Source organism: Austwickia sp. TVS 96-490-7B, from assembly GCF_019331795.1.
Lineage (GTDB): Bacteria > Actinomycetota > Actinomycetes > Actinomycetales > Dermatophilaceae > Austwickia.
In genome coordinates this window covers 15647-42113 of the sequence record NZ_JAHPZL010000004.1, presented here as the reverse complement: position 1 = coordinate 42113, position 26467 = coordinate 15647, and the positions used below count along the sequence as shown (strand labels likewise).

The following is a 26467-nucleotide window of genomic DNA, read 5'->3' as shown; positions in this document are numbered from 1 at the left end:
AATTGTGTGCAATCGAATTGCGCCTCACTCACTGGTGTGGCACAGTAGGGGACATGGAACGAGACCTAGCGCTGGACAACCAGCTCTGCTTCGCGCTCTACTCGGCGGCCCGCGCTGCCTCGGGGGCCTACCGCAGTGCGCTGTCCGAGCTTGGTCTGACCTACACCCAGTTCGTGACGATGCTCGCCCTTTGGGAAGAGGACGGCATCACCGTCACGGCGCTGGGACGACGGCTCCACCTCGACAGTGGCACCCTGTCTCCTCTGCTTAAAAGGCTCGCTGACCTGGGATACCTCGAACGTCGCCGTGGCGTCGACGACGAACGCCGCGTCACGATCCACCTCACCGACACCGGTCGCAACCTCAGATCCCAGGTGTCTGGGGTGCAACGGTGCCTGCATGACTCACTCGACATGACTGACGACGAAGTCGAGACCCTTCGCTCACTGTCGCAGCGCTTCTGCGAAGCCGTGGAACGGGCCGCCGAGACACCCCCGCCCTGCCGGGCCTGACCAGCAGGGCACTCCCTATCCCAGCGCCGACCACTGGTCGTCAACCGACGACTGGTGATGTCCGCGCACCCTGAGGCACTCGCCTCTCCCACACGTCAATACATCACCGCATCACAACAGGAGGACCACCATGGACGCCCTCTACACCGCAGAGGCCATCGCTACCGGAGCAGGCCGTAACGGTCGTACCCGCACCGCGGACGGCGGTGTCGACCTGCAGCTGGCCATCCCGAAAGAGATGGGTGGCTCCGGGGACGGCGCCAACCCGGAACAGCTTTTCGCAGCCGGATACGCCGCTTGCTTCCACTCAGCTCTGCAGCTCGTCGCGCGTCAGGCCCAGGCTGACCTCGGTGACTCCAGCGTGGGTGCCCGCGTCGGCATCGGCCCCAACGGTGCCGGCGGTTTCGCGCTCACCGTCGCCCTTGAGGTGGTCATCCCTGACCTGCCCCAGGAGCAGGCGCAGGCCCTCGCCGACAAGGCACACCAGGTCTGCCCGTACTCCAACGCCGTCCGCGGCAACATCGACGTCACTGTGACCGTCGCCCAGGACTGACCCTCCCCCCAGCGTCCGGGGCCTGTCGATCCCCCAGCCATCGATCGGCAGGCTCCGGACGCACCTCCCGGACGCACCTCCCGGACGTACCCCAGCCGACGAACTTTCAGGAGCAACCATGAGCATCCCCACCACGACCCGACAGATCGTGCTGGCCGCCCGCCCTCAGGGCTGGCCCACCCCGGAAAACTTCCGCCTCGAGACTGCTGACCTGCCTGAACTCGACGCGAACCAGGTCCTCGTCCGCAACACCGTCATGTCCGTCGACCCCTATATGCGTGGCCGCATGAACGACGTCAAGTCCTACGTGCCGCCATTCCAGGTTGACGCGCCCCTCGAAGGCGGCGCCGTCGGTGAGGTCATCGCCTCCACCGCTGACGCGCTGCCCGTCGGCACCACGGTGCTGCACAGCCTCGGCTGGCGCGAGCACGCTATCCTCGGCGCCGACCAGGTCACCGTCGTCGACACCACCATCGCCCCCGCATCGGCGTACCTCGGCATCCTCGGCATGCCCGGTCTGACTGCCTACGCAGGTCTGCTCGCCGCCGCTGAATTCGCGCCCGGTGACACCGTTTTCGTCTCCGGCGCCGCAGGTGCCGTCGGCGCCCTCGTCGGCCAGATCGCCAAGCTGAAGGGCGCCTCCCGCGTCATCGGCAGCGCCGGCACCCCCGAGAAGGTCGCCCGTCTGCTCGAACTCGGATTCGACGCCGCCTTCAACTACCACGATGGCCCCGTCCTCGACCGCCTCAACGAAGCTGCCCCCGAGGGCATCGATGTCTACTTCGACAACGTCGGCGGCGAACACCTCGAAGCGGCGCTCTCCGCACTGCGTATCGACGGTCGTGTCGCCCTCTGCGGTGCCATCTCCCAGTACAACTCTGTCGACGCGCCAGCTGGCCCCCGCAACCTCGTCCAGGCCATCGGCAAGCGCCTCACCCTGCGCGGATTCGTCGTTTCCAAGTACGCCGACATGCGCGACCAGTTTGTCTCTGACATCGCCCCCTGGCTCGCCGAGGGCAAGCTCCGTTACGACGAGACCTTCCGCGACGGCGTCGACAACGCCCCCCAAGCCTTCATCGACATGCTCGGCGGCGCCAACACTGGCAAGATGATCGTCCGTCTCTGAGCTGGCTAGACGCCCCTTCCCACGCCGTTACCTTCCCTAGACCACAGGAGAGACAACCATGTCGACCCCCTTCGAGCCGGTCCGCATCGGCAACTGGGACCTTCCCCAGCGTTTTGTGATGGCCCCGCTGACACGCAGCCGCGCCGGTGACCACGGCGTCCCCAACGAGATGAACGCCGAGTACTACGCGCAGCGCGCCACCGCCGGCCTGATCATCGCCGAAGGCACCCAGCCCAGCGCCGTCGGCCAAGGCTATTGGCGCAGCCCCGGTCTGCACAGTGCTGAGCAGGTCGCAGGCTGGAAACTCGTCGCCGACGCCGTACACGACAAGGGCGGACGCATCGTCGTCCAGCTGATGCATGTCGGCCGCATCTCCCACCCCGACAACAAGGACGGCCTAGAGACAGTCGCGCCGAGCGCCATCCAGGCACCCGGCCAGATCGTCACCGCCACCGGCATGCAGGACCACGCTGTCCCGCGCGCCCTGGACACCGACGAGATCCCCGGGATCATCGAAGAGTTCGTGCAGGCAGCCCGCAACGCCATCGAAGCAGGCCTCGACGGTGTGGAAATCCACTCCGCCAACGGCTACCTGCTGCACCAGTTCCTCGGCACCTCCAGCAACCACCGCGACGACAACTATGGTGGCTCCCCGGAGAACCGCGCCCGCCTCACCATCGAGGTCGTCCGCGCCGTCGCCGACGCCATCGGCGCAGCCAAGGTCGGATTGCGCATCTCCCCGGCCCACAACATCCAAGGCGTCATCGAGGACGACCCGGTCGCCACCGCCACCACCTACGGCCACCTCGTCGACAGCATCGCCGACCTCGGCCTGGCCTACCTGAGCATCCTCGCCCCGCCAGATGGTGAACTCACTCAGGACCTGCGCCGCCGCTTCGGTGGTCCAGTGCTCATCAACTCCGGCTTCGCCACCATCACCACCCTCGAAGAGGTCGCCGACCTGCTCGGCCGCGACCTCGGCGACGCCGTCGCCGTCGGTCGCCCGTTCATCGGAAACCCCGACCTCGTCGAGCGCTGGCGCACCGGAGCCCCCCTGAATGACCTCGACCCCAACACCTTCTACACCCCCGGCGCCAAGGGCTACATCGACTACCCCGCCCTCAACGCCTGACACTCACGATGACCAGGTGACACCGGCCCCACCCGGCTGATCACCCTCCACGGCGCCGGATCCCTCACCCCAGACGGGGCGAAGGATCCGGCGCCGTCGTCATGCCCTGAACCTTGGACCACTCCACCCGTAGCCGATCTGAGCTACAACACCTGCTCTCCTGGACGTGACCTGTACGCCAGCGCAACGCATCACCCGGACAAGCAAGACACAATGACCCCGGCCGCTGACTGCCCCGGCTGCACATCCCAGTGAAAGGACACGACATGCCGCCCACCCCCACCAGACGTCGTCACCGACGAGCCTGGGCGAACGTCGGCATCGTCGTCGAAACCACCCTCGCCGCTGTCGGCCTCCTCGTGTTCCTCGAGCTTCCTTGGATCGACGCCCTCGGCCTGCTGCTCATCTGGAATCTCCTCGCCATGCTCTACCTCGGAATCGGTGTCCGGCTCCTCGACAAAGGCCGACGAGACGGCCAAGACCACCTCGACGACGATCCCCGAGAACACGACCGACGCAGCCGACGTACCGCCGGACTCAGCAGCAGATTCCAAGCTTCCCTGCGCACCGTGATGCCCCTGCTCACCAGTGTCCTTGGCCTCGGCGCCTCCGTCAGCGTCGTCGTCCTCGGCCAAGGCAAAGACGCCGATGCCCTCGCAGTCAAAGTGGTGGGTGGCCTGACCATGGTCCTCGCCTGGCTGTTCTTACACACCAGTTATGGGTTGCGCTACTCCCTGCTCTATCGCCAACTCGGCGACGCAGGGCTGGGGTTCTCGCACATCGACCATCCCCGGACGGTCGACTTCATGTACTTCTCATTTACCGTTGGCACCACCTTCGCGACCTCAGATGTCGACGTCAACCGGCGCCGGATGCGATGGGTGGTCATGGGGCACAGCGTCATTGCTTTCTTCTACAACGCTGTGGTGCTCGCGGTGGCCTTCAAGATGCTGACTGGCGGCTAACCGCGACACCACGACGCGCGGTGGGCGGCCCCCGGGAAAGGAGCCGCCCACCGCGCGTCGACGTACGAAGCTGTCTGTTCAGTCGAGATGCAGTCGGTAATCCTCATCGGCGACCAGGGGGACAACCCGCTTGAACACGTGGTTGAACAGCAACCCGAATCCGACCGGAGCGGCGACGAAAGCAACCAACCCCTTGAGGACCGCGTCGACCTGCCAGCCGTGGGAGCTCATGAAGGACAACGGCCCGACCCCACCGGCCCACCCGAAGCCAGCGCTCATCGGAGTGCCATCGATGCCGAGGAGCACCCCGACCAACCCACACACGATCGCGCTGCACATGGAGGGGATGGCGACCTTCGGGCGGGACAAGAACGTGGCCATGGACATCTTCGGCGAACCCAGGAAGTGCGCCACACTCACCCCAGGACCGTTGACCCGCCAGCCGAGGATCGCAAAACCGAACCCGGCGGCACAGACCCCCAGGTTGGCGGCGCCAGCGCCAATGCCGGAGATGGAAATCGCCAGAGCGATACCCACGGTGGTGACAGGGGAGAGGATCAGCACGGAGAAGACCAGAGCGATCAGCATCGCCATCACCACCGGCTGCAGGGTCAGCAGGTGCTCAACGCCGCGACCGATAGCCGCGGTGATCGCCATGTCATAAGGCAAGAGGATCCGGCCCGCCACACCCGCGACGACCACAACGGTCACGGGAACGACCAGAATCGAATAGGTCCGGGTCTTTTCGCCGATGAGCAGCACCAGACCGGCGGCCAAGGCCGCGGTCAACCCCATGGTGATGACATCACCGGTGCCTTTGAGGGTCATCACGCCGTCTTTGACGACCATCGCGCCCGCAGCGAACTGGGTGGCGATGGCGATGGATGCGGACTCGATCGGGGTGAAGGAGAAATTCAATCCGACGAGGAAACCAATGACGACAGCCATCATTGAGGTCGACATGGTGGTTGCCTGAAGGACGACTGCCAACCAGGGAGCGTGGGGGACGACAGCCTTGAGAAGTTCGCCGAGGAACGCACCAGGGATGAGGGAGATGATGACTCCCAAGGCCATGCCGTTGAGGACGTTCATGGTGAAGGCCATCGCGGTCAGGCGTCGTACGGGAGGAATGGCCGAGGTCTCTCGGTCGGTCGGCGCGTCGGCTGCCTGGGCACCCGGCGTGGCCGCGGAACTGCCCTTGTGAGGCTGCTCCGGGTCGGTGCCGGACCGGTCGAGGACCCCAACGTCGGAAGTCTGCGTCATGGGATCACCTGGTCGGAAAAATCGTGGGAACGATGAATTCCGCCATGATCCGCTGATCCACGATGTGATGCAGAAAACGTCCGATATGTGGATATTTGTATCGTTCTTGCAGCTAGGCGGATTTTATTCCCAGCGATTCCGTTGGTTGAGAACGAGGCTCAGGAAAGATCATCACGGCGTACGACGACCTTCCCTGCCGCCTCCTCGCGGCCTTTTTCTGCTGTCTCCACAAGCAGATTGAACGCTTGCACCGCTTCACACCCACACGCGACCGCCTGGGGGAAGGGAACTCGCAAATCCTGCCATCCGCTGCCGTCGCTGAGCCGCAGCACCATGCCGAAAGCATCGGCCAGCATCGGTCGCACCGCGGTGCCTTCGGGCATCTCGACGTGACCTGCGGCGATTGAGCGAAGAGCCTGCTGATGATCAGCAAACAGATGCGCTGTCCATCGGTCTTGCCAGCCAGCCAATGGATCAACCGGCGCCAGGTGGTAGTCGTCAATATCCACTTCCTGCAGCGTCGGCGTGCCCTCAGGGGTTTCGACCCGCCACTCCAGGCTCAGCCAGGTGGGGGAGAGGCGGCCTATCAGGGAGTTCTCGGCGATATCGAGATGCTCGCACAACTCGTCTCGAAACGGACCCTCAAGGATGTCCAGGGTCCCAGTGAGCCGTACCGTGCCGCGGATCCGATCCGGACCAGACACGCTGGACACGTCCACCGCCATCAGATCCAGCGCAGGTCCTGGGCGGCCTGGAGCAGCGTGGGGCACGCACTGAGCAGGCATGTCATCCAGCGAGAAGATCACGGAGCCGTTGCGTTCCAAGGCGTGCGTGCGCAACAGCCGCCGTTGACCGAGGACCCCAATTTCGACGTGGGTAGACGTGGCCATCAGAGTCTTGGACCGACGAGCAGCGGTGTTCACGGGATCCTCCCGGGCGATGACGAGATTCAGAAAGGCTTAGGTGAGCCTAACCTAATCATTGGGGCGCTTCGAGGGGAACCACCAGACCAGCCCAGCACGCCATCTCAGCTTCCACAGCTACCGTGACCACCGTGACTCCACGGCCCCTCCTGGTCCTCGTCCCCGGCACCCGCTTCGACACCCGACAATGGCGCGACTACGACACGCTGCTCCCAGACGCACAACTCCACCCCATCGACCTGCCCGGCCACGGCAGTCGCGCCGGGCAGCCCTGGACCTGGACTGCTGCGCTCGACATCATCGGCGCTGCCATCGACACCGCCACCCCCGACCAAGCCGTCGTCCTCGCCGGACACAGCCTCGGCGGCTACCTCGCTGCGGCCTACGCCCACGATCACGCTCACCAACTCGACGCGCTCGCTCTCATCGGCGCCACGGCCGACCCTTCCCGACACCCTCGCCTCACCGGCCTGTACACCGGATTCGCCCGACTGCTACCTCTCATCGGTGCCGACCGGATGGCTGGAGTCGCCAATCACACCATGCGGCGCCTCGGCGCCACGGACGATGACATCCCCGACGCCACCGGATACGCCGTCACCCCCCAAGCGTGGGCAGATATCGTCACCCACGCCCGAGCTGCGCACCTGAGCCCCCTGCGCTGCCCTGTCCACCTCATCGCAGGGCAACACGACCAGATGCGCCTCGACCTCGCCACCTACCTACAGCACTGCCACGACGGACGGGTCACCGTCATCCCCGGTGCCTCCCATCTGGCGCCCGTCACCCATCGTGACCAGGTCGCCGCTGTCCTTCGTCGCGCCCTGTACGACGCTGAACGCTTCGCCGCCGCCAGCTCAGCGGTCACTACTGCCCAGACAGCCCGAACCCCACTGACCGGATCGGTCTGAAAGGCCTGAACGCTGAAAGGCCTGAACGCTGAACGGCCTGAACGGCTTGGATGGCCTGAACGCTGAACGGCCTGGATGGCCTGAACGCTGAACGGCCTGGATGGCCTGAACGGCGGCGGCGAAGCGGCCGTGCACACTGTCAGCCAGTCACAACTTCACCTCAGACGTGGTTTCCGCCGGAGCAGACCACAGCCGGTGATACGCGTCCAACGCGGGTTGCCCACCCAAATGCACAAACAACACGGTGCTTGACGCCGGAATCTCCTGATTCCGCACCAGATCGATCAGCCCGGCCAAAGACTTCCCCTCATAAACCGGGTCAGTGATCATCGCCTCCAGGCGGGCCCCTGTCTCGATCGCCGCCACCGTGCTATCCACTGGTACGCCGTACAGATCCCCAGCCCACCCCTCCAATACGGTGATCTCGTCATCGCGGATCTCCCGCCCCACCTCAATGAGAGCCGCCGTATGCCGCGCAATCCGGGCGACCTGCTCTCGGGTTTGCTGAATCGTCGCGGACGCGTCGATTCCCAGCACTCGCCGTCGTACCCCAGTTAATTCTTCCAATGCAGCGAACCCAGCGATCATTCCGGCGTGCGTCGACCCGGTCACCGTGCACACCACAATCGTGTCGAAGAACACCCCCAACGACTTCTCTTGCTGGGCGACCTCAAACGCCCAATTCGCAAACCCCAACCCACCGAGCGGGTGCTCACTGGCACCAGCCGGGATCGGATACGGGCGGCCCCCCGCCTCCTCCACATCTTGCAACGCTGCCCGCCACGAATCGCGGATCCCAATGTCAAACCCCGCCGCATCCAAACGGGAATCCGCGCCCATGATGCGGGACAACATAATGTTGCCCACCTTGTCATTGATCGGGTCCTCCCACGGCACCCACTTCTCTTGTACCAGACGACACTTCAACCCCAAATGGGCAGCAACCGCAGCGACCTGCCGGGTGTGATTCGACTGATACCCCCCAATCGACACCAATGTGTCCGCACCCGACGCCAACACATCCGGGACGATGTACTCCAACTTGCGGACCTTATTTCCGCCGAACGCCAAACCAGAATTGACGTCCTCCCGTTTCGCCCACATCTGCGCACCCCCCAAGTGGGCAGTTAACCGATTCAACGGATGAATCGGGCTCGGACCGAACGTCAACTGGTAGCGGGGGAACTCGTGCAGTTTCATCGAAGACCTCGTCGTCTCGGCGGTAGGGATGGTCACCTTCGACCCGGAAACTCCGGGCACATCTCATGGGCGGAACCATCCGCCAACGGCGCGGGAGCAGCCCCACCGACCTTCGGAAGAGACTCAATTAACGGCGCCAAACGCTGCCACGTCTGAAAAGACACCTCAGCGGCAGCCTCAACCTCACCTGCAGCGCACAAATCCACCAGCCGCGCATGCAAAAAAATCGACTCCCGCCCCGCCAGCGAGGCAAAACGCAACCGCTCCACCCGACGTACCACTGGAGTGAACTGCTCCAACACCGTCGCCACCGCATCATTGCCGCTCGCTCGAACTGGCACCGCATGCAACTCGTCATCAGCAGCCAATGCCGCATCCACATCACCAGCCGTGAGCGCGGCAGCGAAACGGTCATTCGCGTCCCGCATGGCAGCCACCTCCTCGGCGCTCAACCGCGGAACTGCCACCTCTACCGCCAACCGATGCATCGACGCGACCACACACTGAGCGTCCCGCACCGCCCCCGGCTCAATCGTCGCTACCACCGTGGACCGACCCGGCGTAGCGCGCACCAAACCTGATGTGCCCAAACGCAATAAAGCCTCCCGCACCGGAGTGCGACTCACCCCCAGCCACGACGCGACCTCAGCGTCCCGCAACACCTGTCCGGGAGCGAGGGTGCCGTCCACGATGGCGTCCCGAAGCTGGTCGTACACATCCTCACGGAGCAGCCCGCGTCGGAGCGGAGTCAACGGCCTCGAAAACGGCATGCAATATATTGCTGACGAAAACCATTGGAAGTCAAGGGTTTCGGTCCAACCAGTGGGGCCCCGACGGATGCGGTGCCGCGCGAGAACACGGGGGCGCACGCAACGTCTCGCCGCGCGACCGACCGGGCAGCTGGTGGGGGCTTTCTGGTGGCGCTGCTGGTGCAACGTGGCCGCGGAGGCACTGAACTCCTGTTTCAGCCACTTCACGCCGCGTCCTTCCCGGCGTTCAGTGCTCCAATGCGGCGTTCAGTGCCACAAAGCGGAGTTCAGTGAGCAACGGCGACGTGGCCACGAGCGCCACCCTCACGCCACGAGCGCCACCCTCACGCCACGAATTCGACTTCGTTTCCCTCCGGATCCAATACCACCGCTTCATAACAACCATCCCCCGTGACCCGAGGGCCGCTGGTCACGACATGGCCCGCCTCGCGCAAGCGGTCGGCCACAGCGTCCACCTCTTCACGCGAACCCACTGAGAACGCCGTATGAATCCACCCAGCCCGCTCCTTCGCCGGTGACTCCTCATGCCCCGGCTTGCTCATGATCTCCAGCCGGACACCCCCATCGAACGACAAGAAAAAGGTCCGCAGCCCCGTTCGCGGATTGTGATAGCCGTCATTGCATGTTGCGCCAAAAAACCGCTGATAGAAGTCGCGGGTGGCCTCTAAATCACGGACATACACAGCCACATGGTCGATCGATGGCATCAAGTCAATCCTCGCTCGCAGGTCTTCCCGCATCCTGTCACTGTGTACTTCTTAGCAGTGATGGGCGCTCCCTCCAGTGCGGCATCAGCCAGTAGTGCACCCACTGCCGCTGCACCGTCTTTTCCTCGTCGCCAGAGTCAGGCATGGTCTGGGTCGAGGAGTACGTCGACTGCCCTCAGGTAGCTGTCCGGATCGAAGTCTTCGAACACCGTCGACTGAACGATGAGGCCTTGCCCTAAGCCGAGAACTGCAGGAGCTGCTGCTACTGCTCTTGCTGCGGCAGCATCGGCAGGTAAGCCTTGGGCGGCGTAAAAGCTGGTCAGGTAAGTGGTGATACCAGTGCGAACCTGGGTCAACATGTCTCGGGCTAAGGCCGCCATCCCTGGATGGGTCGAGGCCTCGGACCACACCTGCAGGATCAGGCCGCCGTGGAAGAGGACTGGGTCAACTCCGCTGAGTAGTTGACGGAGCGCCACGGCGGGGCGGGGGAGCGGGTCCGTAGCGGTGAGTTCTTCAAGGACGTGCAACCTGCCGCCGACAACGGCGCTGGCCACCGACATAGTCAGAGCTTCTTTGTTAGCGAAGTACGAATAGATCGCCCCGGTGGACATCCCTGATTCCTTGATGATGTCGCTCATGGTGGTCGAGCGCAGCCCTTTGCGAGCGAACACTCTGAGTGCGGCCTGGTGGATGTGTTCGCTGACGTGGGCGCGGTGCTCCTCGCTGACCTTGGGCATGGCGACATCCTAATTATGCGAACGAATGTTCGTTCTTGACGGCTAGGCGAGCGCAGGTTCACTATAAAGAACGAATATTCGTTTTAAGATGGAGGTGCAGTCATGAACATCGCCAACACCGACACGGCGGCGAGTGAGTCCCGTGCGTCGACCCCTCCGCCCATCGCCCACGTCCTTGCCGCAGTCGGGGTGTCCGCCACCGTCGTCACCCTGATCCTGCTGGCATTCACCTGGCCCACCCACACCGCCGCACCCCGCGACCTGCCGATCGCTGTCGTCGGCCCACCAGCCGCCGTGGACCAACTGCGACAACACCTTCCGCCGCCGGGTGATCAGTTCGCCTTCGTGTCACGAGCTACCCGGGAAGACGCCATCGCCGCCATCCACCGCCGCGACGTGTATGGAGCGGTCGTGTTCGCCCCCGCACCAGAAGTCCTCACCGCCAGCGCAGCCTCGCCCGCTGTCAGCCAAGCCCTGACCCAACTGGCCGCTGGAATCCCCACCGCACTGCCACCCCGCGATCCCAGCACAGCACTCCCCATCACCGATGTCGTCCCACTCACCGTCGACGACCCACGCGGCGTCGGACTCGCCTTACTCGGGATGCCGCTGGCGATCGGCGGCGTCATCGGTGGCGGCGTGATCACAGTCATGCTGCGCGACCGTCGTCATCGTCTCCTCGCCGCCGGATTGCATGCCGTTGTCTGCGGATTCAGCTGCACTCTCATCCTGCATACCTGGTGTGGCTTCCTCGCCGGCGCTTTCGTGACGAACTGGGCCGCTGTCACCCTCGCCATCTCAGCTACCACCGTCCTCATCACCGGCCTGCAAGCCACCCTCGGCCGAAGCGGAATTGTCCTCGGTGCCGTACTGACAGTGCTCATTGCCAACCCCATCGCCAGCACCGTGATGCCACCGGAGTTTCTTCCCGCTCCATGGGGTGACATCGGCCAGTTATTCGTGCCCGGCGCCACCGGGACATTGCTGCGGTCACTCTCCTACTTCCCAGATGCCTCCACGATGACGCCCTGGATCGTCCTGATCTGCTGGGTGGCGGCGGGATGGATCTTGATGTGGGTACCGATCAACGCTGGTCACACGTCGAAGCGTGCAGCTCTTGCCGCGTCAGTGTGACCGGCAAGCCGTCCCGTCGGACGTACATAGGTCGCGGGGGGAGCGACGTTTCCCCAGGTGGCGAGACGGCACGCCCAAGCTGTTGAGTACTGGTGTACGTCCGACGGGACAGCTGACGTGGCCAAAGACACGCATGGCCTGCCGTCCCTTCGCCATTCGGGCGGCGATACCCCTAGCCTCATTCGCATGAGTGAAAATCGCGCCAGGTGGGACCCGGTGATGAAGGTGTGTGTGGCACTCGCAGTGGTGTCGGCATTGTTCAACATCTGTGTGCCGCCGGAGATGTCAGGCGACTGGCAGGTCTATTCCTTTGTGCGTAAAAGCATTTCAAAGGTGTTGAGTTCCGGGTCGGTGTGGGCCGCAGTGGCTCTCTACGCCGGGTGGAAGGCTCCCCGGCCGCGGCTTGCGCTGGTCGCTGGAGTCGCTGCTGCTGAAGGCACCTTGCTGGTGCACTACCTCCTTGGCGTGGCACTGGGCATCTACGAGATGAATATTTTGTGGTCTAACAACATATGGTTCTTCGCTGGCGTGTTGTATTGCGGGCCGCTGGGTTTATGCGGATGGTATGCCGCGCGAGCGGGATGGCTGGGACTCGCAGCTCGGATGATCGTCCCGGTTGGGGCGGTCCTGGAACCTTTTGTCCTTCGACATTTTGACGTCCCGTACCAGCAAATCCCCTGGCCAGAAAGATATTCGAACGTGTCCAGCGGGGTTTTGCTGGTGGTCCTCGGTGTCGTGACGGGAGCATTTGTCCTTCAACGCGGGCCCTACCGGCTGATCAGTGTCCCACCTGCCGAGGCTGCTGATCCGGTCGACGAGCAGGTCGCAGGAGAGCAGAAGTGAGTCGATCGTGCGCCAGCCCTCGCTGCCGCTCCACCCATCGTCAGGAAGAGACGTCCTCAGCTGCTGGTGCAAGTCGACGGACAAGCCGCTCGTGGTAGTAAGGCGGCAAACACTCGGCGGCGACCACCAGAGCGGCCGCGTCGTCATCTCCCATCGCCGCAGCAAAGGCGGTGTACATGGTGATGTCATGTCCAGGGTGGCCGTCGAGGCTGATGGAGTCGCCTGGGGTGACCTTCCCTGATTCGACGACCCGCAGATAGGTGCCGCAGCGGCCGTGCTCAGTGAATCGCTGAACCCACTGTGGGACCCCCAGGTGGGCCGCAAACGTCCGGCAGGGCGTGCGTGGCACTGACACTTCAAAAACAGCCGTGCCGATTCGGAGTCGTTGGTTAATCAGCAGGGCTTCGAGGTCGACGCCAGCGGTGGTGATGTTCTCACCGAAGGAACCAGGCTCAAGGATCCGACCGAATTCCCGGGACCAGTAGTGCAGTTGCTCCCGGGCGTAGGCGTAGACCGCTTTCTGCTCCCCGCCGTGATGGTCACGATCGCCGATGAAGTCGCCTTCAACTCCTGATCCATCGCCGTACGACGGACCTGGGGTGAAGACGCTGATCTGCGCGGTGAGGCGTTTGCTGATGCCGGTATAGCGGTCCGCGCCAGCCGGGTCAGGGCGGGGGACAGCGACGTTGGTGGAGAGGACACGGGCAGGAGTCACCCGCGGGACGCTACACCAGGCGAGTCGTGACGCCGCGAAGTGCCGTACCTGGAGCGGCACTCCGCGGCGGCAGAGTGGCAGGGTATCTGGGGGGTATCGGGATCGGAGCGGATCGCCTTATTCCTGAGGCTGGTCGGGCAGTTCTCCCTCGACGAGACCTTCTTCCCGAGCGGCATCCACGAGCTCACGGACGTTGTCGAGGGTGCCACAGTCGGCGTCGAGCAGGGCGCTACGGGCGGTGAGCCATGCAGCACCGATCTCATGACGGCGCTGTTCGGGGACATCTCGCGCAGCAGGCCCCAAGACGGTGATTTCTTCCTCAGCGATGTGATGGTGCAAGTAGGCAGACAGTTTTTCGACCGCGTCGTCAAATTTCTGCGTGGTCGTCTTTTTGCATTCCAAGAGATCCAACAGTGCTGTTGTTCCCTCGGCGTGTTCTTCTTTACCGTGCTGGACTTCGTCAGCGCCGACCTCATCAGCTGCTGAAGCAAAGCGGCCATACACCGTTTGTTCTTCCGCTTCGGAATGGGCCACGAGTGATGCCGATAGAGCGGCTCGCGTCTCGTCGCGGTCGTGCATACCAACGCGCAGATCACGCAAGAGCGACTCCATCCAACGATGGTCGTCGAGGAGGAGGGTGATGATGTCGCCGGAACTGGGCCGTGGAATGGTGATTTCGGACATGTCCGACACCCTAGGAGGAGGGGTGTGGGGCCGCATCCGGAGGAGGCAGCTGTTGTTCATATGCCTGGATGTGGGTCTGCCAGGGGCAGTTGTGCCGTATTTCTGGTCGGCGGTGATCATCGACGTACACGGTCTTGAGCAGTCATTCTGGCGCGGTGATCCACATCAGATTTTTAGGGTTGGGGAAGGGTGTGAATCCGACTTTTTCATACAGGCTGTGCGCGTCGATGGTGGTGAGCATGATGCGTTTCAGGTGCCACGGAGCAAGGGTGTCGACGACCTTCTGAGAAAGCAATAAACCAAGCCCTAAGCCGCGGTGGCTTGATGGGACATACACATCGCACAGCCACGCAAAAGTTGCCTGATCGGTGACGACCCGGGCATATCCGCAGAGGGCGCCGTCAGTGTCGAGTACACCGAAGTTTAAAGAATTTTCCGCGGCGCGTTGCATTATTTCCCGGGACCGGCCTGTCGCCCAGAAGGTGTCTGTCGACAGCCAATGATGCACAGTGTCCAGGTCGATGCGGTCAAGGTCAGTGGTCACGGTAAATTCGGTAGCGAGAGTCATGGATGCATTGTGCTCGCAGTGTTGGGGCGATTGACTGAAGGGTTGGGGTCTCGCGCGCGGTGCCTGAAAGGTTCACCACACATCCTGGTGTTCAGTTGGGGTTCAATGGCGCAGGCTGTGTCGATGCTGACATGCCGGACAGGCTCGCCAGCAGGCCACGGGTCGGTGGCGTCACGGCGGGCGGTCACATCGGCCCAGCCAATCTCCAACGTGGGCCCAAATCCGCGGTCACGTGCGGCAAGTCGCCGCCGGTGCAGTGATTCGTCAGAGCAGACGACCTCCACCCACGTGAGTACGGCGGCGCATTCCGTCGCGAGCGCCTGCCACATGTGTCGTGCTGGCTCGACGTAGTTAGCGGCGTCCACGATCACGTTGAGGCCTGTCATCAAAGATTCTCGGGCGATGACTTCAGCAATAAGGTACGCCGCTAACCCAGTTTCATGACTCGCCGGGATTCCCGCCCGGTGCATCGCATCTTCGATGGGGTCAACTGAGATAAGAACTGACTGGTCTCGTTGCGCCATGGCGCGCGCCACCGTCGTTTTGCCTGCGCCGGGCAACCCCATCATCGCGGTCAGACAAACTGGCTGCTGCATGTCTCCAGTCTGCTCAGGATGCGGTCGGTGGTGGGTCGTACGCCGATCCGCCCGTGGGCGGGTGTGGCGTGGGGGAAAGTCGCCCATGGGCGGGTTTTGGTGAGGTCGGCCTGGGGTTGTGTGGGGGAAAGTCGCCCATGGGCGGGTTTTGGTGAGGTCGACCTGGGGTTTTGTGGGGGAAAGCCGCCCGTGGGCGGGTGTGGTGTGGGGAAAGTCGCCCGTGGGCGGGTTGCGGAGGGCCGGGGCGGAGACCTGCGTTTGACGCCGCACCTCCTAATGTGACTGAGGTCACATGACGGTGGGAACATGACGGCCTGGTCCGGTGTTGAGTCAGATGAACTCAAGTTTGGTGAGCTCCCAATTGACAATCAGGATTCAGGCTCGCCACTCTGAGATCCAGACGCATCACGTCCGGTAGAGCCGGGCGAGATGCCTCCCAGCCGGGTACGACGTACGTCGTACGTCGTATGACGTGCCGCGTCCGAGTTGTGACGTGTCGACCCCGGATGGGTGGCTTCCCGCTCAGCGGCTGGACCCACAGACCAAGGAGAGGAACCACCATGGCCCGTGCAGTAGGCATCGACCTCGGAACCACCAACTCGGCTGTCTCTGTCCTGGAGGGCAACGAGCCGACCATCATCGCTAACGCCGAAGGTGGGCGCACCACCCCCTCAGTGGTCGCGTTCTCCAAGAACGGTGAGGTGCTTGTCGGCGAGATCGCTAAGCGCCAGGCTGTCACCAACGTTGACCGGACGATCCGGTCCGTGAAGCGCCACGTCGGCACCGACTGGACCACGGAAATTGACGGCAAGAAATACACCGCGCAGGAGATCAGCGCTCGCACCCTCATGAAGCTCAAGCGGGACGCCGAGTCCTACTTGGGTGAACCGGTCACCGACGCGGTCATCACCGTCCCGGCGTACTTCGATGACGCCGAGCGCCAGGCCACCAAGGAGGCCGGCGAGATCGCGGGCCTGAACGTGCTGCGCATCGTCAACGAGCCGACCGCGGCCGCGCTGGCCTACGGCCTGGACAAGGGCAAGGAAGACGAACTCATCCTGGTCTTCGACCTCGGCGGCGGCACCTTCGACGTCTCCTTGCTGGAGGTTGGCAAGGACCCGGAGGATGGTTTCTCCACCATCCAGGTCCGCGCGACCCACGGTGACAACCGTCTCGGCGGCGACGACTGGGACGACCGGATCGTCAAGCACTTGCTGACCACGGTGAAGAACACCACCGGCGTTGACTTGGCCAATGACAAGATCGCCATGCAGCGTCTGCGGGACGCCGCGGAGCAGGCCAAGAAGGAACTGTCTTCCTCCACCTCCACAAACGTCAGCTTGCAATACCTGTCGATGTCGGAGAACGGTCCGATTCACCTGGACGAGAACATCACTCGCGTCCAGTTCGAGCAGATGACGTCAGACTTGCTGGACCGGTGCAAAGCGCCGTTCGAGCAGGTCATCAAGGACGCTGGGATCTCGGTCGGCGACATTGACCACATCGTCCTCGTCGGTGGCTCGACCCGGATGCCTGCGGTGACCGAGCTGGTCAAGAAGCTCACCGGCGGCAAGGAACCCAACAAGGGCGTCAACCCGGACGAGGTTGTCGCGGTCGGCGCGTCGTTGCAGGCCGGTGTCCTCAAGGGTGAGCGCAAGGATGTCCTGCTCATCGACGTCACCCCGCTGTCCTTGGGTATCGAAACCAAGGGCGGACTGATGACGAAGCTCATCGAGCGCAACACGGCTATTCCCACGAAGCGTTCCGAGGTGTTCACCACGGCAGAGGACAACCAGCCGTCGGTGCTGATCCAGGTCTTCCAGGGCGAGCGTGAGCTGGCGAGCGCGAACAAGCCGTTGGGCACGTTCGAGTTGACCGGTATCGCCCCGGCGCCGCGCGGTATCCCGCAGATCGAGGTGACCTTCGACATCGACGCGAACGGCATCGTGCACGTCTCCGCGAAGGACCGCGGCACCGGCAAGGAGCAGTCGATGACGATCTCTGGTGGCTCTGCGCTGCCGAAGGAAGAGATCGAGCGCATGGTCAAGGAAGCCGAGGCACACGCCGAGGAGGACAAGAAGCGCCGTGAGGAGGCGGAGGCTCGCAACACTGCGGAGCAGCTGGCCTACTCCACGGAGAAGTTCCTCGCCGACTCGGGTGACAAGGTTCCTGCGGAGACGAAGAAGCCCGTTGAGGACGCGCTTGCTGATCTGAAGGCTGCTTTGGCCAAGACCGGTGATGACGCTCCTAGCGTGGAAGACCTCAACGCGAAGGTCACCACGTTGAACGAGGAGTCCCAGAAGATGGGGTCGGCGTTGTACGCCGCGACGCAGGCTGAGAGTGCTGAGGGCGCCGGAGCCGCGGGTGCCGGGGCGGCTGGCGCTGCCGGTGCGGCGGCGGGCGCCGCTGCGGGTGCCGCGGGTGCCGCTGCCGCCGATGACATCATCGACGCTGAGGTCGTGGAGGACGACAAGAAGAAGTGATGTCCTTGCCCTGGTGGGGTCGCTACGACAGTGGCGGCCCCACCAGGCACACTGGAGGTCAGCACGTCAAGGAGAGGTCATGACCGACAACGAGACCACCAGGTCTGCCGATGAGGACCACGGCGATCCACTGGGTGGCGCCCGCGCGATGCCCAGCCCGGCGCAGCAGGCTGCTGCCCGTGGCGCCTATGAGGACGTCCAGGCCAGCACGGGGGGCGATAGCAGGACCTCCGGCGGGGAGACGTCCATGGCGCCTCCGGTGACTGCTGACCCCGTTGAGGAACAGGAGGACACGGTGACCGCTGAACCCGGTGAGGACAACATCGCTGAGGGAGACTCCCTCGCGGGTCTTTCCGGTGACGGGGTAGCGGTTGAAGAGTCCTCTGACGCGCGTCTCGCGGCGGAGCGTCTCGTCGATTTGCAGCGTTTGCAGGCGGAGTACGTCAACTACAAGCGTCGCGTGGATCGTGATCGCGCCGTGGAGTCCGAGCGAGCTATCGCCGGGGTCATTGAGGCGTTGTTGCCGGTGATGGACGAGATCCACTTGGCTCGTCAGCACGGTGAGTTGGAGACCGGTCCGTTCGCGAAGATCGCCGAGAAGTTCGAGACGATCCTCGGACGGTACGGCGTGGAGCGCTACGGCGAGCCGGGGGAGACCTTCGATCCGACCGTGCATGAGGCCGTCATGCACGTCCAGGCGGAGTTAGCGCCAGGGACCACGGACACCACCGTCGTACAGATCATGCAACCGGGGTATCGCCTCGGTGAGCGAGTGGTGCGGCCGGCACTGGTGTCGGTAGCTGATCCGCTCTGAACAGGTGCCTTTCCGGTCGGGTCGTCCCTGCGACCCGACCGGGCGGCCCAGCGTGGTGTCACCGGTTCGTGGCGACGTGATCACCATTCATCCATCGATCGCCGCGTTCAGCGAAGGAGGCGACATTGGCCAGTCAGGACTGGTTCGAGAAGGACTTCTACTCGATCCTGGGCGTCCCGGCCGACGCTGACGACAAAGACATTAAGAAGCGTTACCGCAAGTTGGCCCGTGACCTGCATCCCGATTCGAATCCGGGGGACAGTGGCGCGGAGCAACGGTTCAAAGAGATCGGGGAGGCGTACGCCGTCCTCTCTGATGCGGAGCAGCGTAAGCAGTACGACGCGGTGCGGGCGATGAGCCGAGGCGGCGCCCGGTTCACAGCGGGTGGGCCGGGTAATGCCACGGGTGGCGCCGGGTTCGAAGACATTTTCAGCAACTTGTTCGGTGGTGGCGCACCCGGGCCGGGCCGACACTCTCGTGGCGCTGGTGGCTTCGCCGGCTCGGCCGGAGCCTCCGGACCGGACCTTGACGATTTGTTGTCAATGTTTGGTGGTGCTGGCGGGACCGGTTTCGGTGGTGGCGCGACGACCAGCGGATATCCGGGGGCTTCAGGTTTCCCCGGCGCAGGTCCGCGTCGTGGTCCCCGCAAGGCTCGTGACTTGCATGCCACCGCAACGTTAACTTTCCGGCAGGCTGTGACCGGTGACACGGTCATCGTCAACGGAGTTGGCGGCAAGTCGATCACTGCGCGTATCCCTGCCGGGGTCAACGACGGCGCGACGATCCGGTTGCGAGGCAAGGGTGAACCGCCGACCGGGATCTCCAGCGAACCAGGTGACCTGTTGTTGAAAATCACTGTCACCCCGCATCCGGTATTCACTCGGGACGGCGACAACCTGTTGCTCGATCTGCCGGTGACCTTCGCGGAAGCCGCGCTAGGTGAAGCGGTGTCAGTGCCCACCATTGATGGCGGGACCGTCAAAGTGCGGATCGCTCCGGGGACCCCGTCAGGTCGGGTGCTGCGCGTCAAAGGGCGCGGTGTTCAACGCAAAGACGGGGCTGGTGATCTGCTCGCCAAAGTCCAGGTCGTCGTCCCTCAGCGGCTCTCTGAGGAAGCTGCTGCCGCGGTAGAGACATTGCGATCCTTGGACGCAGGCTACGACCCTCGTGAAGAGCTGCACCGTAAAGCGAAAGGCGACTGATCGTGCCTGGCGGTGGACGGGGTGAACCGTCCGTGTCGCACGGCCGGTCCCGTCCGGCGCCTGCCACCGCCCACCGCGACGCTGGTTTCGTCGCCGACGAGCACGCCCCGGTGTTCGTGATCTCCGTCGCGGCTCAACTTGCGGGGATGCACGCGCAGACCTTGCGTCAATACGACCGGTTGGGGATCGTCACGCCTCGACGTACCCGCGGCGGTGGCCGCCGCTACAGCAGTTACGACGTAGCGAAACTCCGTGAAGTACAGCGGCTTTCCCAAGAAGAAGGTGTCAGCCTCGCCGGGATTCAACGCATCATGGCGATGGCTGACGAGATCGATGCTTTACGGCGACAGGTCGACGAACTCGACCGGCAACTCACCCAAGTTCGGCACGTCATGGGACAGGCCAGCGGTCAACGGGTGTTCGCGGCTGGCAGGTACGGCGACGTCGTGGCAGTCCGACCCGGCGAACGACCCCGACGGTCGACCTCTGCTTCCCAAGCGCTCGTGGTCTGGCGGCCACCACGCTGACACATCTCCATAAAACTCAGAGAGATGTTAAAAAAAATGTCAGAAATTCGGTCGGGAATCTTCAACGGCGCCACTCCTACCATGAAGACACCTTCACCAATTTCTGACAAAAGGTGCGACATGAACAGCGCCACAAATGACACCATCGCGCCAGCGGAGCATGCCCCCCGACGAGGCTGGGTCATCGCGACTGCAGCCCCCGGACTACTCGGCACCGCAGCTGTCCTCGCCTGCGCTGCCGCATGGCACAGCCGTCTCCCTGCGCGTCTCGCCAACCAATTCAACCTCACCACCGGCGAAGTAACCGGCACCACCTCTCTGACCGGGTTCCTCGCAGTGATGGTGCCGTTCATCCTCGTGGTGCCAGTGGCGCTCGCAGTACTCCTGAGCATGTCACGGCTCTTGATGCCCCCGTCAGCAGAGCGTGTTGCTGTGGTGATCGCCGCAGTATGGTCGATCTTCCTGGTGGGAATCACCCTCACCATCCTCGTCGTCAACCGAGACATCACCGACCCGGGCAACGTTCACGTCGGCACCGCCATACAGGCGAGCCTTATGGGGTGAGGGGGAGCCGCGCTGTCACAGCGACACCGCCCCCTGGTGGTAATGAACAGTGCAATGATCCGCCCATGGCATGAGCCAGCGTCAGCGCAGTGCTCAGCCCTAATCCCTCACCAGGGGTGTTGCCAGCGCTTCTGCAGCGGTAGCCGCGTCGGGTGATGCGGTCGAGATCGGCTTGGGGGACTCCAGGGCCGTGGTCGCGGAAGGTGATGTCGAGATGGGTGTCATGGATCGCCGCAGTGACCTCGACGGGTGTCCCGGCGTGTTTGGCAGCGTTGCCGAGGATGTTGTCGCATATCTGCGTCCACCGGATCAGATCGACCTCAGTCAGGCAGTCAGGGATGTCGATGCGTGTCACCAGTGCGTACGGAGCGGCGATACCCACCGCGCTTTCCCTGATGGCCCGGATGAGGTCCGCTGTGGGGGTCGTCCTTGGCGTGATATCGAGGGTGATCAATTCGTCACGTCCCGCTCGGGCCAGGTCGCTCGTTAACGCGTCAACCTGATGGGCTTTCCGGAGCACCACCGCCAGTTTGGCTGCTCGTGCCGGGTCGGTCTCTTGGAGTTGGAGAAGTTCGGTGGTCGCGCTAATCGTGGCGACGAGAGACCGCAAATCGTGACTGAGGTCGTCCACTAGAGCTGTCGAAGCGCTGCGAGCGACGTGTTGTTCGGCTGCCCCCTGGGCCTGGGCCTGGGCCTGGGCCTGGGCCTGGGTGTGGGACATGATCTGCCGGTGCAGCCATAGCGAGTAGACGAGCACGATGACGGCGGCTGCGATCAAGACGAGCGTGGCGGGCCACGGACTCTGATAGCGCTGCGCCGGAGCACCCGCTGTGGCGACATCAGGCGGTGGTGCTGGGAGTGACAACTCGTAGTTCACCACGGCAGCTGCGACCAGGAGGGCCAACGCCAGCGTAAAGCCAGCTGTGCGGACATTTTTCACCGCGTGACCTGGCCACCAGCTTCAAAAAGGTATCCGCGACCCCACACGGTGCGGAGGTAGGCGGGATGGTCGGGATCACGTTCGATACGCCGCCGAAGTCTGCGAATATGCACCGACAGTGTGCTATCCGAGGTCAATGGCTCTGCCCAGACGTGTGTAAAGAGGTCCTCTTTGGTGACGACCTGACCGTGCCTGCTCGCCAGGTGACGGAGAAGGCGATATTCGAGGGATGTCAGGTGCACTTCGTGGCCGTCGACGTGGACGCGGCCCGTGGTGGAGTCGAACTGGAGCCAGCCGTCGTCGATGACAATGGGGCGGGCGGTTGAGGCTGATGCTGACGTGCGTGCCCGGGCCAGTGCCCGTTGGACCTTCGCTAGGAGCACCGACATGGGGTAGGGCTTGCAGAGGAAGTCGTCGCCGCCGACGCTCAACGCGAGGACTTGGTCATCTTCGCTGGTGCGACCTGACAGGAATAGTGTCGGGATCACCTGACGGTGACGGATTTCTCGGCAGGTCGCATAGCCAGACATGCCAGGCAGGTTCACGTCAAGCAGCAACGTTGACGCACTGTGTTTTTCAAGCCAGGTGAGGGCTTCTTCACCGCTGCGGACGTGATGGGTGCTCACCCCGAAAGCTCCCAAGTATTCGAGCGTGCTGTCGGCCAGGTCGGTGTCGTCGTCGATCATCAGCACATCGGTGTGCACGGCTAACTCTGTCCTCCAGGTCACGACCGTACGGCGTGAAGCTGTCCGCCGTCTGGCCCAGCTGCCGGGAGCCTGGGCCCTTGACATGACATCACGCGGCACGCCGGGACGTCAGGGACTCAAGACCTCAACTCGGTGTGAATTTGGTGGCCAGTTCTTCCGAGTGGCCTCTTGCATCAACGGGTGTGGTGGACTAGTCAGGCAGGTATGTCACAGATGATCCAGATTGACGCCCCGGCCGGATCGACCGAGGCTTACCTTGCTCGCCCCGACGAGGCACCACACCCCGGGGTGTTGTTTTTCGTCGACGCCATCGGTCTTCGAGATCGCACCCGACAGATGGCCGACCGGATCGCGTCGTGGGGGTACGTCGTCCTCATGCCCCACGTGTTTTACCGGGAAGGCACCGTTGCTGATCTGGCGCCCACTATGGATTTGCGGGTCCCGGAGAATCGCGCTGCGTTTGGGCAGGAGTCGCTGCCGCGAGTCCAGCGTTACACCGCGGAACTCTCTGACGCGGACACCCACACCTGGGTCGAGGTCCTCTCGCGGCACGCAACTGGACCGTATGCCACGACCGGCTACTGCATGGGGGCTCGGCTGGCGGTGCGTGCTGCGGCGCTGCACCCGGACCAGATTGTCGCTGTCGGCGGATTCCATGGCGCGAACCTTGTCGACGACACCCCGACCAGCTGTCACCGGTTGGTGGCCCGTACTCACGCCGAATATCTGTTTGGCCACGCCGACCACGACACGTTCAACCCGGCTGAGGCGATCACCACGCTGGAAGATTCCCTGACCGCCGCAGGTTTGACCGCGACCAGTGCGATCTATCCGGAGGCACCGCACGGCTTCACCATGGCCGATACGTCGTCGTACCAGGAAGTGGGCACCGAACGCATGTTTGCTGAGCTGGAGGATCTCTTGGCGCGCACCCTAGGCCAGTGAGCCCGGCCAGGATCACTGGCGCAGATCACACGTTAGCCAAGAAAACCAGTGCGAGACGGGCCAGCGCGGAAATGATGAGGAAGCCGAGCGCCCGGTCTGGGGCGAGCACCCATAAGGAGGCGGCGTCACAGGTGGGGCGTCGCCACGAAAGGGTGGTGGCCAGGCCAATGGCGAGGTCTACGAGGAACAAAGCCGCAGAGACTCCGGCGACCACGCTGGCAAGGCCGTTCTGCTCGGCGTGGACGAGGGCGAGGACGGCTGCTGCCGCGACGAGGAGTTCCGTTCCTTGTCCGGCGGCGATGGTGAGGAAGGTATGTCGCCGGTGCGGGACGAGCCGGATGAAGATGGGAACGTAGGTGGGATTGCCGGGGACAACCCAGGTGTCTCCGTCTCTGAGTTCGATGTGCCCGCCGTTGAGGCCGTATCGCACCCTGACCTCTGCAGCAGGGACCCCGACGGCGCGGAAAGCGATGTAGTGGCCACACGTATGGACGATGATGCCTGCGCACCATGCCACGACTACCCACAGTAGGGTCATGGGACCTCCTCGTCACTGTCAGTATGGCCCGGATCTACTTGACAGGACAGGGATCTGGTGGCACTACGCGTCATCGTGTCGGGATAGGGGTCGTCCCCGCCGCGGCAGCCACGACGGGGACGAGGAGTGCTGATCGGTCAGGATCAGCGGATGGTTACAGACTGGTTTTCTGGGTGACTGGGGTGAGCGCAGGCTGACCCGAGAGCAGATCCAGCACGTTCTGCGCAGCGAGTTCGGCCATGGCGGTGCGAGTCTCGACGGTCGCCGAACCCAAGTGGGGCAGCAGGACCGCGTTGTCGCATTCGAGGAGGCCGGGGTGCACTGCTGGTTCGTTTTCAAACACGTCCAGTCCAGCGCCAGCGATGTCGCCGTTCTTCAGCGCGTCGACCAGCGCTGCCTCGTCGATGACCGGGCCTCGCGCCGAGTTCACGACGTACGCGGTCTTCTTCATCTTCTTCAACGATTCGGCGTTGATGAGATGTTTGGTGGAATCCATCAGTGGGCAGTGCAGGCTGACCACGTCAGAGGTGGACAGCAACTCGTCCATGTCGACTTTGCGGGCGTGCAACGCTTCGGCGGTGGCCGCGTCCAGCTCGAACTCGTCGGTGTAGACGATGTCCATCCCGAAGGCCACCGCTCGGCGGGCCATGGCCTGCCCGATCTGGCCCATGCCGACGATGCCGAGAGTTTTGCCCTGCAATCCCATACCGAGCATGTAGAACATGCCCCACTGCCACGGGGTGCCGGAGCGGATGACTCGTTCGCCTTCACCGAAGCGGCGGGTAGCCATCAACATCAAGCCGAAGGCGGTGTCGGCGGTGGTTTCCGTGAGCACCTTCGGGGTGTTCGTTGCCACGATGCCACGAGCGTCACAGGCTGGTACGTCGATGTTGTTGTAGCCCACCGCGACATTCGCGACGATTTTGAGCTGCTCACCAGCAGCGTCGAGAAGTTCGTCGTCGACCTTTTCAGTGAGCAGAGTGACGAGGACGTCGGCGCCAGCGGCGCGACGGAGCAGTTCCTCGCGGGAAATGGTCTCCTCGGCGTCGTAATAGTCGATGTCGTGTACGGCGCGTAGCGCTGCGACAGCCGATTCGGGGATGCGGTTGGTGATGACGACCTTGCTCACTTGGACTCCACCCATTCCTTGAGGTTGCCCAGACCCTCGGTGATCCGTTCGGCGGAAATCCCGGAGTAGGCGATGCGGATGAACTGACGGTCCTCCCCGGGCAACGGACGCCCGAAGTGGTTGCGGGTGCAGAAGGAGCAACCGGTGTGGTGCAAAGCGGCTTCAGCGAATTCGCCAAGGTCCTCAATGCCGACGCGAGCCATCGTTTCGGTGACATCAGGGAAGAGATAGAACGTCGATTCAGGTTTGGCGAGTTTCACCCCGGGGATCGCAGTCAAAGCGTCAAAGGCAGCGTCGCGGCGACCCTTGAGGACTTCCAGGATGCGCTTCACTTCGCCCTGGTCTTCGGTGAGACCGGCCACTCCGCCGTACTGCACGAAGTGCGCAGTGCATGACTCGTTGTTGGTGTTTAGGGTGGAGAACACCTGGGAGAGGGCGTCAGGGACGATCGCCGCGCCGAGTCGCCACCCGGTCATCGCGAACTTCTTGGAGAAGGTGTAGAGGATGACCGTGCGGTCCTTCATCCCGTCGATGCTGGTGATGGACGTGCTCTGCCCTGAGTAGCGGGTCTCAAAGTAGGCCTCATCAGAGAGCACCCACAGGTCGTGCTCTTGGGCGAACCGGGCGACCTCTTCCCGTTCGGCGTCCGTGGATTCAGCGCTGATCGGGTTTTGCAGGTCGTTATAGATGATCGCCTTGGTCTTGGGGGTCACCATGGCGCGGATCCGGTCGAAGTCCAGCTTGAAGCCAGTCTCCGTCGGGACGTACCCGTAGGGCAGGCCGACACCGCCGAGGTATTCGATCTGCGATTCGTAGATCGGGAAACCTGGGTTGGGGAAGAGGACCTCATCACCTGGGTCCATGACAGCCTGAAGGAATTTGGTGATGACCGGCTTGCCGCCAGGCTGCACGATGACGTTGTTCGCGGTGTAGTCGGTGCCGCGCAGGGAGTTGATGTCAGCGGCGAGAGCTTCTCGAAGCTGGGGGATCCCGGCGCCGGGGCAGTACCCTGTCTTGCCGTCGGCAATCGCCTTGTTCATGGCCTCCACGATGTTCGCGGGAGTCGCCAGGTCGATATCACCGAGGTGGAAGGGGTACACGGTGTTGCCGCGAGCCGCCCAGTCCGCCGCTGTGGCCGAGACGGCGAACGCTGTTTCTGTCCCGAGGTTCGCCAGTCGCTGTGCAAGTGCCATAGTCAAGGCTCCTTTCGCCGTGGCCAGCGTAACTCTGTGAAGAGTTTGCCGGAACGGCAGTTCGAGAAAAATTTCACGAGGGCCCC

29 protein-coding genes are annotated in these 26467 nt (G+C 63.5%); 14 read left to right on the top strand and 15 right to left on the bottom strand.

From position 1 onward, the window contains the following. Positions 1-53 precede the first annotated feature (53 nt). The 5 genes from KEM60_RS06105 to KEM60_RS06085 all read left to right on the top strand — a co-directional run bounded on the left by KEM60_RS06105 (position 54) and on the right by KEM60_RS06085 (position 4288). Positions 54-512 carry a MarR family winged helix-turn-helix transcriptional regulator gene (locus KEM60_RS06105; RefSeq protein WP_219106646.1) on the top strand — a complete coding sequence of 153 codons (459 nt, stop codon included), beginning with the start codon at positions 54-56 and terminating at the stop codon, positions 510-512. Positions 513-642: 130 nt separating this feature from the next. Further along, on the top strand, positions 643-1065 hold the full coding sequence (locus KEM60_RS06100; RefSeq protein ID WP_219106645.1) for an organic hydroperoxide resistance protein: 423 nt from the start codon (positions 643-645) through the stop codon (positions 1063-1065). Positions 1066-1183: 118 nt separating this feature from the next. Further along, positions 1184-2191 carry an NADP-dependent oxidoreductase gene (locus KEM60_RS06095; protein WP_219106644.1) on the top strand — a complete coding sequence of 336 codons (1008 nt, stop codon included), beginning with the start codon at positions 1184-1186 and terminating at the stop codon, positions 2189-2191. Positions 2192-2249: 58 nt separating this feature from the next. Next, positions 2250-3323: an alkene reductase gene (locus KEM60_RS06090; protein ID WP_219106643.1), complete on the top strand. Its 1074-nt coding sequence runs from the start codon at positions 2250-2252 to the stop codon at positions 3321-3323. 266 nt (positions 3324-3589) lie between these two features. After that, complete coding sequence (locus KEM60_RS06085) at positions 3590-4288, top strand: DUF1345 domain-containing protein (protein ID WP_219106642.1); 699 nt, start codon at positions 3590-3592, stop codon at positions 4286-4288. Positions 4289-4366: 78 nt separating this feature from the next. Here KEM60_RS06085 and KEM60_RS06080 read toward each other — a convergent pair whose 3' ends face one another. Then, positions 4367-5551 (bottom strand): PTS transporter subunit IIC, encoded by a 1185-nt coding sequence (locus tag KEM60_RS06080; protein WP_255574322.1) that lies wholly within the window; start codon positions 5549-5551, stop codon positions 4367-4369. A gap of 158 nt (positions 5552-5709) precedes the next feature. Beyond that, on the bottom strand, positions 5710-6474 hold the full coding sequence (locus tag KEM60_RS06075; protein ID WP_219106641.1) for a DUF2470 domain-containing protein: 765 nt from the start codon (positions 6472-6474) through the stop codon (positions 5710-5712). Positions 6475-6605: 131 nt separating this feature from the next. On the opposite strand from KEM60_RS06075, the gene KEM60_RS06070 reads away from it, so the two are divergent. After that, positions 6606-7385 carry an alpha/beta fold hydrolase gene (locus tag KEM60_RS06070; RefSeq protein WP_255574321.1) on the top strand — a complete coding sequence of 260 codons (780 nt, stop codon included), beginning with the start codon at positions 6606-6608 and terminating at the stop codon, positions 7383-7385. A 147-nt stretch (positions 7386-7532) separates the two neighbouring features. Here the strand turns inward: KEM60_RS06070 and KEM60_RS06065 are convergent, their stop codons facing one another. The 4 genes from KEM60_RS06065 to KEM60_RS06050 form a co-directional block, all read right to left on the bottom strand. Further along, a complete protein-coding gene (locus KEM60_RS06065) occupies positions 7533-8585 on the bottom strand; it encodes a 1-aminocyclopropane-1-carboxylate deaminase (RefSeq protein WP_219106640.1) in 1053 nt (350 codons plus the stop codon). A 32-nt stretch (positions 8586-8617) separates the two neighbouring features. Then, positions 8618-9355, bottom strand: a complete 738-nt coding sequence (locus tag KEM60_RS06060) for a GntR family transcriptional regulator (RefSeq protein WP_219106639.1) — start codon at positions 9353-9355, stop codon at positions 8618-8620. A 323-nt stretch (positions 9356-9678) separates the two neighbouring features. Next, positions 9679-10062 (bottom strand): VOC family protein, encoded by a 384-nt coding sequence (locus KEM60_RS06055; protein ID WP_219106638.1) that lies wholly within the window; start codon positions 10060-10062, stop codon positions 9679-9681. 137 nt (positions 10063-10199) lie between these two features. Continuing rightward, positions 10200-10799: a TetR/AcrR family transcriptional regulator gene (locus tag KEM60_RS06050; protein WP_219106637.1), complete on the bottom strand. Its 600-nt coding sequence runs from the start codon at positions 10797-10799 to the stop codon at positions 10200-10202. 102 nt (positions 10800-10901) lie between these two features. On the opposite strand from KEM60_RS06050, the gene KEM60_RS06045 reads away from it, so the two are divergent. Then, positions 10902-11933 carry an ABC transporter permease gene (locus KEM60_RS06045; protein WP_219106636.1) on the top strand — a complete coding sequence of 344 codons (1032 nt, stop codon included), beginning with the start codon at positions 10902-10904 and terminating at the stop codon, positions 11931-11933. 186 nt (positions 11934-12119) lie between these two features. Continuing rightward, positions 12120-12776 (top strand): hypothetical protein, encoded by a 657-nt coding sequence (locus tag KEM60_RS06040; protein WP_219106635.1) that lies wholly within the window; start codon positions 12120-12122, stop codon positions 12774-12776. 40 nt (positions 12777-12816) lie between these two features. Here KEM60_RS06040 and KEM60_RS06035 read toward each other — a convergent pair whose 3' ends face one another. The 4 genes from KEM60_RS06035 to KEM60_RS06020 form a co-directional block, all read right to left on the bottom strand. Further along, on the bottom strand, positions 12817-13491 hold the full coding sequence (locus KEM60_RS06035; protein WP_219106634.1) for an MOSC domain-containing protein: 675 nt from the start codon (positions 13489-13491) through the stop codon (positions 12817-12819). Positions 13492-13608: 117 nt separating this feature from the next. Further along, the gene (locus tag KEM60_RS06030) at positions 13609-14175 is read right to left on the bottom strand and encodes a hemerythrin domain-containing protein (protein ID WP_219106633.1); all 567 of its coding nucleotides are present in this window, start codon (positions 14173-14175) and stop codon (positions 13609-13611) included. A gap of 142 nt (positions 14176-14317) precedes the next feature. Next, positions 14318-14743 carry a GNAT family N-acetyltransferase gene (locus KEM60_RS06025; RefSeq protein ID WP_219106632.1) on the bottom strand — a complete coding sequence of 142 codons (426 nt, stop codon included), beginning with the start codon at positions 14741-14743 and terminating at the stop codon, positions 14318-14320. Next, positions 14740-15339 carry an AAA family ATPase gene (locus KEM60_RS06020; protein ID WP_219106631.1) on the bottom strand — a complete coding sequence of 200 codons (600 nt, stop codon included), beginning with the start codon at positions 15337-15339 and terminating at the stop codon, positions 14740-14742. Before KEM60_RS06020 ends, KEM60_RS06025 begins: the two co-directional genes overlap by 4 nt. A 560-nt stretch (positions 15340-15899) precedes the next feature. Here KEM60_RS06020 and dnaK point away from each other — a divergent pair. From dnaK to KEM60_RS05995, 5 genes are all read left to right on the top strand, one after another. Continuing rightward, entirely contained in the window at positions 15900-17822 is a 1923-nt protein-coding gene (dnaK, locus tag KEM60_RS06015) for a molecular chaperone DnaK (protein WP_219106630.1), read from the top strand. 79 nt (positions 17823-17901) lie between these two features. After that, the gene (gene grpE, locus KEM60_RS06010; protein ID WP_255574318.1) at positions 17902-18636 is read left to right on the top strand and encodes a nucleotide exchange factor GrpE; all 735 of its coding nucleotides are present in this window, start codon (positions 17902-17904) and stop codon (positions 18634-18636) included. 125 nt (positions 18637-18761) lie between these two features. Then, the gene (locus KEM60_RS06005; RefSeq protein ID WP_219106629.1) at positions 18762-19838 is read left to right on the top strand and encodes a DnaJ C-terminal domain-containing protein; all 1077 of its coding nucleotides are present in this window, start codon (positions 18762-18764) and stop codon (positions 19836-19838) included. Between the two features lie 32 nt (positions 19839-19870). Further along, complete coding sequence (locus tag KEM60_RS06000; RefSeq protein WP_370626306.1) at positions 19871-20365, top strand: heat shock protein transcriptional repressor HspR; 495 nt, start codon at positions 19871-19873, stop codon at positions 20363-20365. Positions 20366-20485: 120 nt separating this feature from the next. Next, positions 20486-20929, top strand: coding sequence for a hypothetical protein (locus KEM60_RS05995; protein ID WP_219106628.1), 444 nt, complete (start codon positions 20486-20488; stop codon positions 20927-20929). Here KEM60_RS05995 and KEM60_RS05990 read toward each other — a convergent pair. Further along, positions 20919-21869, bottom strand: coding sequence for a HAMP domain-containing sensor histidine kinase (locus KEM60_RS05990; protein WP_219106627.1), 951 nt, complete (start codon positions 21867-21869; stop codon positions 20919-20921). The two genes, KEM60_RS05995 and KEM60_RS05990, sit on opposite strands and share 11 nt — an antisense overlap. After that, positions 21866-22597 (bottom strand): response regulator transcription factor, encoded by a 732-nt coding sequence (locus KEM60_RS05985; RefSeq protein WP_219106626.1) that lies wholly within the window; start codon positions 22595-22597, stop codon positions 21866-21868. Before KEM60_RS05985 ends, KEM60_RS05990 begins: the two co-directional genes overlap by 4 nt. Before the next feature lie 183 nt (positions 22598-22780). Between KEM60_RS05985 and KEM60_RS05980 the strand changes: the two genes are divergently transcribed. Further along, entirely contained in the window at positions 22781-23521 is a 741-nt protein-coding gene (locus tag KEM60_RS05980; protein WP_219106625.1) for a dienelactone hydrolase family protein, read from the top strand. Between the two features lie 25 nt (positions 23522-23546). On the opposite strand, the gene KEM60_RS05975 is transcribed toward KEM60_RS05980, so the two are convergent. From KEM60_RS05975 to KEM60_RS05965, 3 genes are all read right to left on the bottom strand, one after another. Next, positions 23547-24059 (bottom strand): hypothetical protein, encoded by a 513-nt coding sequence (locus tag KEM60_RS05975; RefSeq protein ID WP_219106624.1) that lies wholly within the window; start codon positions 24057-24059, stop codon positions 23547-23549. 154 nt (positions 24060-24213) lie between these two features. Further along, positions 24214-25188, bottom strand: a complete 975-nt coding sequence (locus KEM60_RS05970) for a D-glycerate dehydrogenase (protein ID WP_219106623.1) — start codon at positions 25186-25188, stop codon at positions 24214-24216. Next, positions 25185-26381, bottom strand: a complete 1197-nt coding sequence (locus KEM60_RS05965) for a pyridoxal phosphate-dependent aminotransferase (RefSeq protein ID WP_219106622.1) — start codon at positions 26379-26381, stop codon at positions 25185-25187. The genes KEM60_RS05970 and KEM60_RS05965 overlap by 4 nt, the downstream gene beginning before the upstream one ends. Positions 26382-26467: the final 86 nt, after the last annotated feature.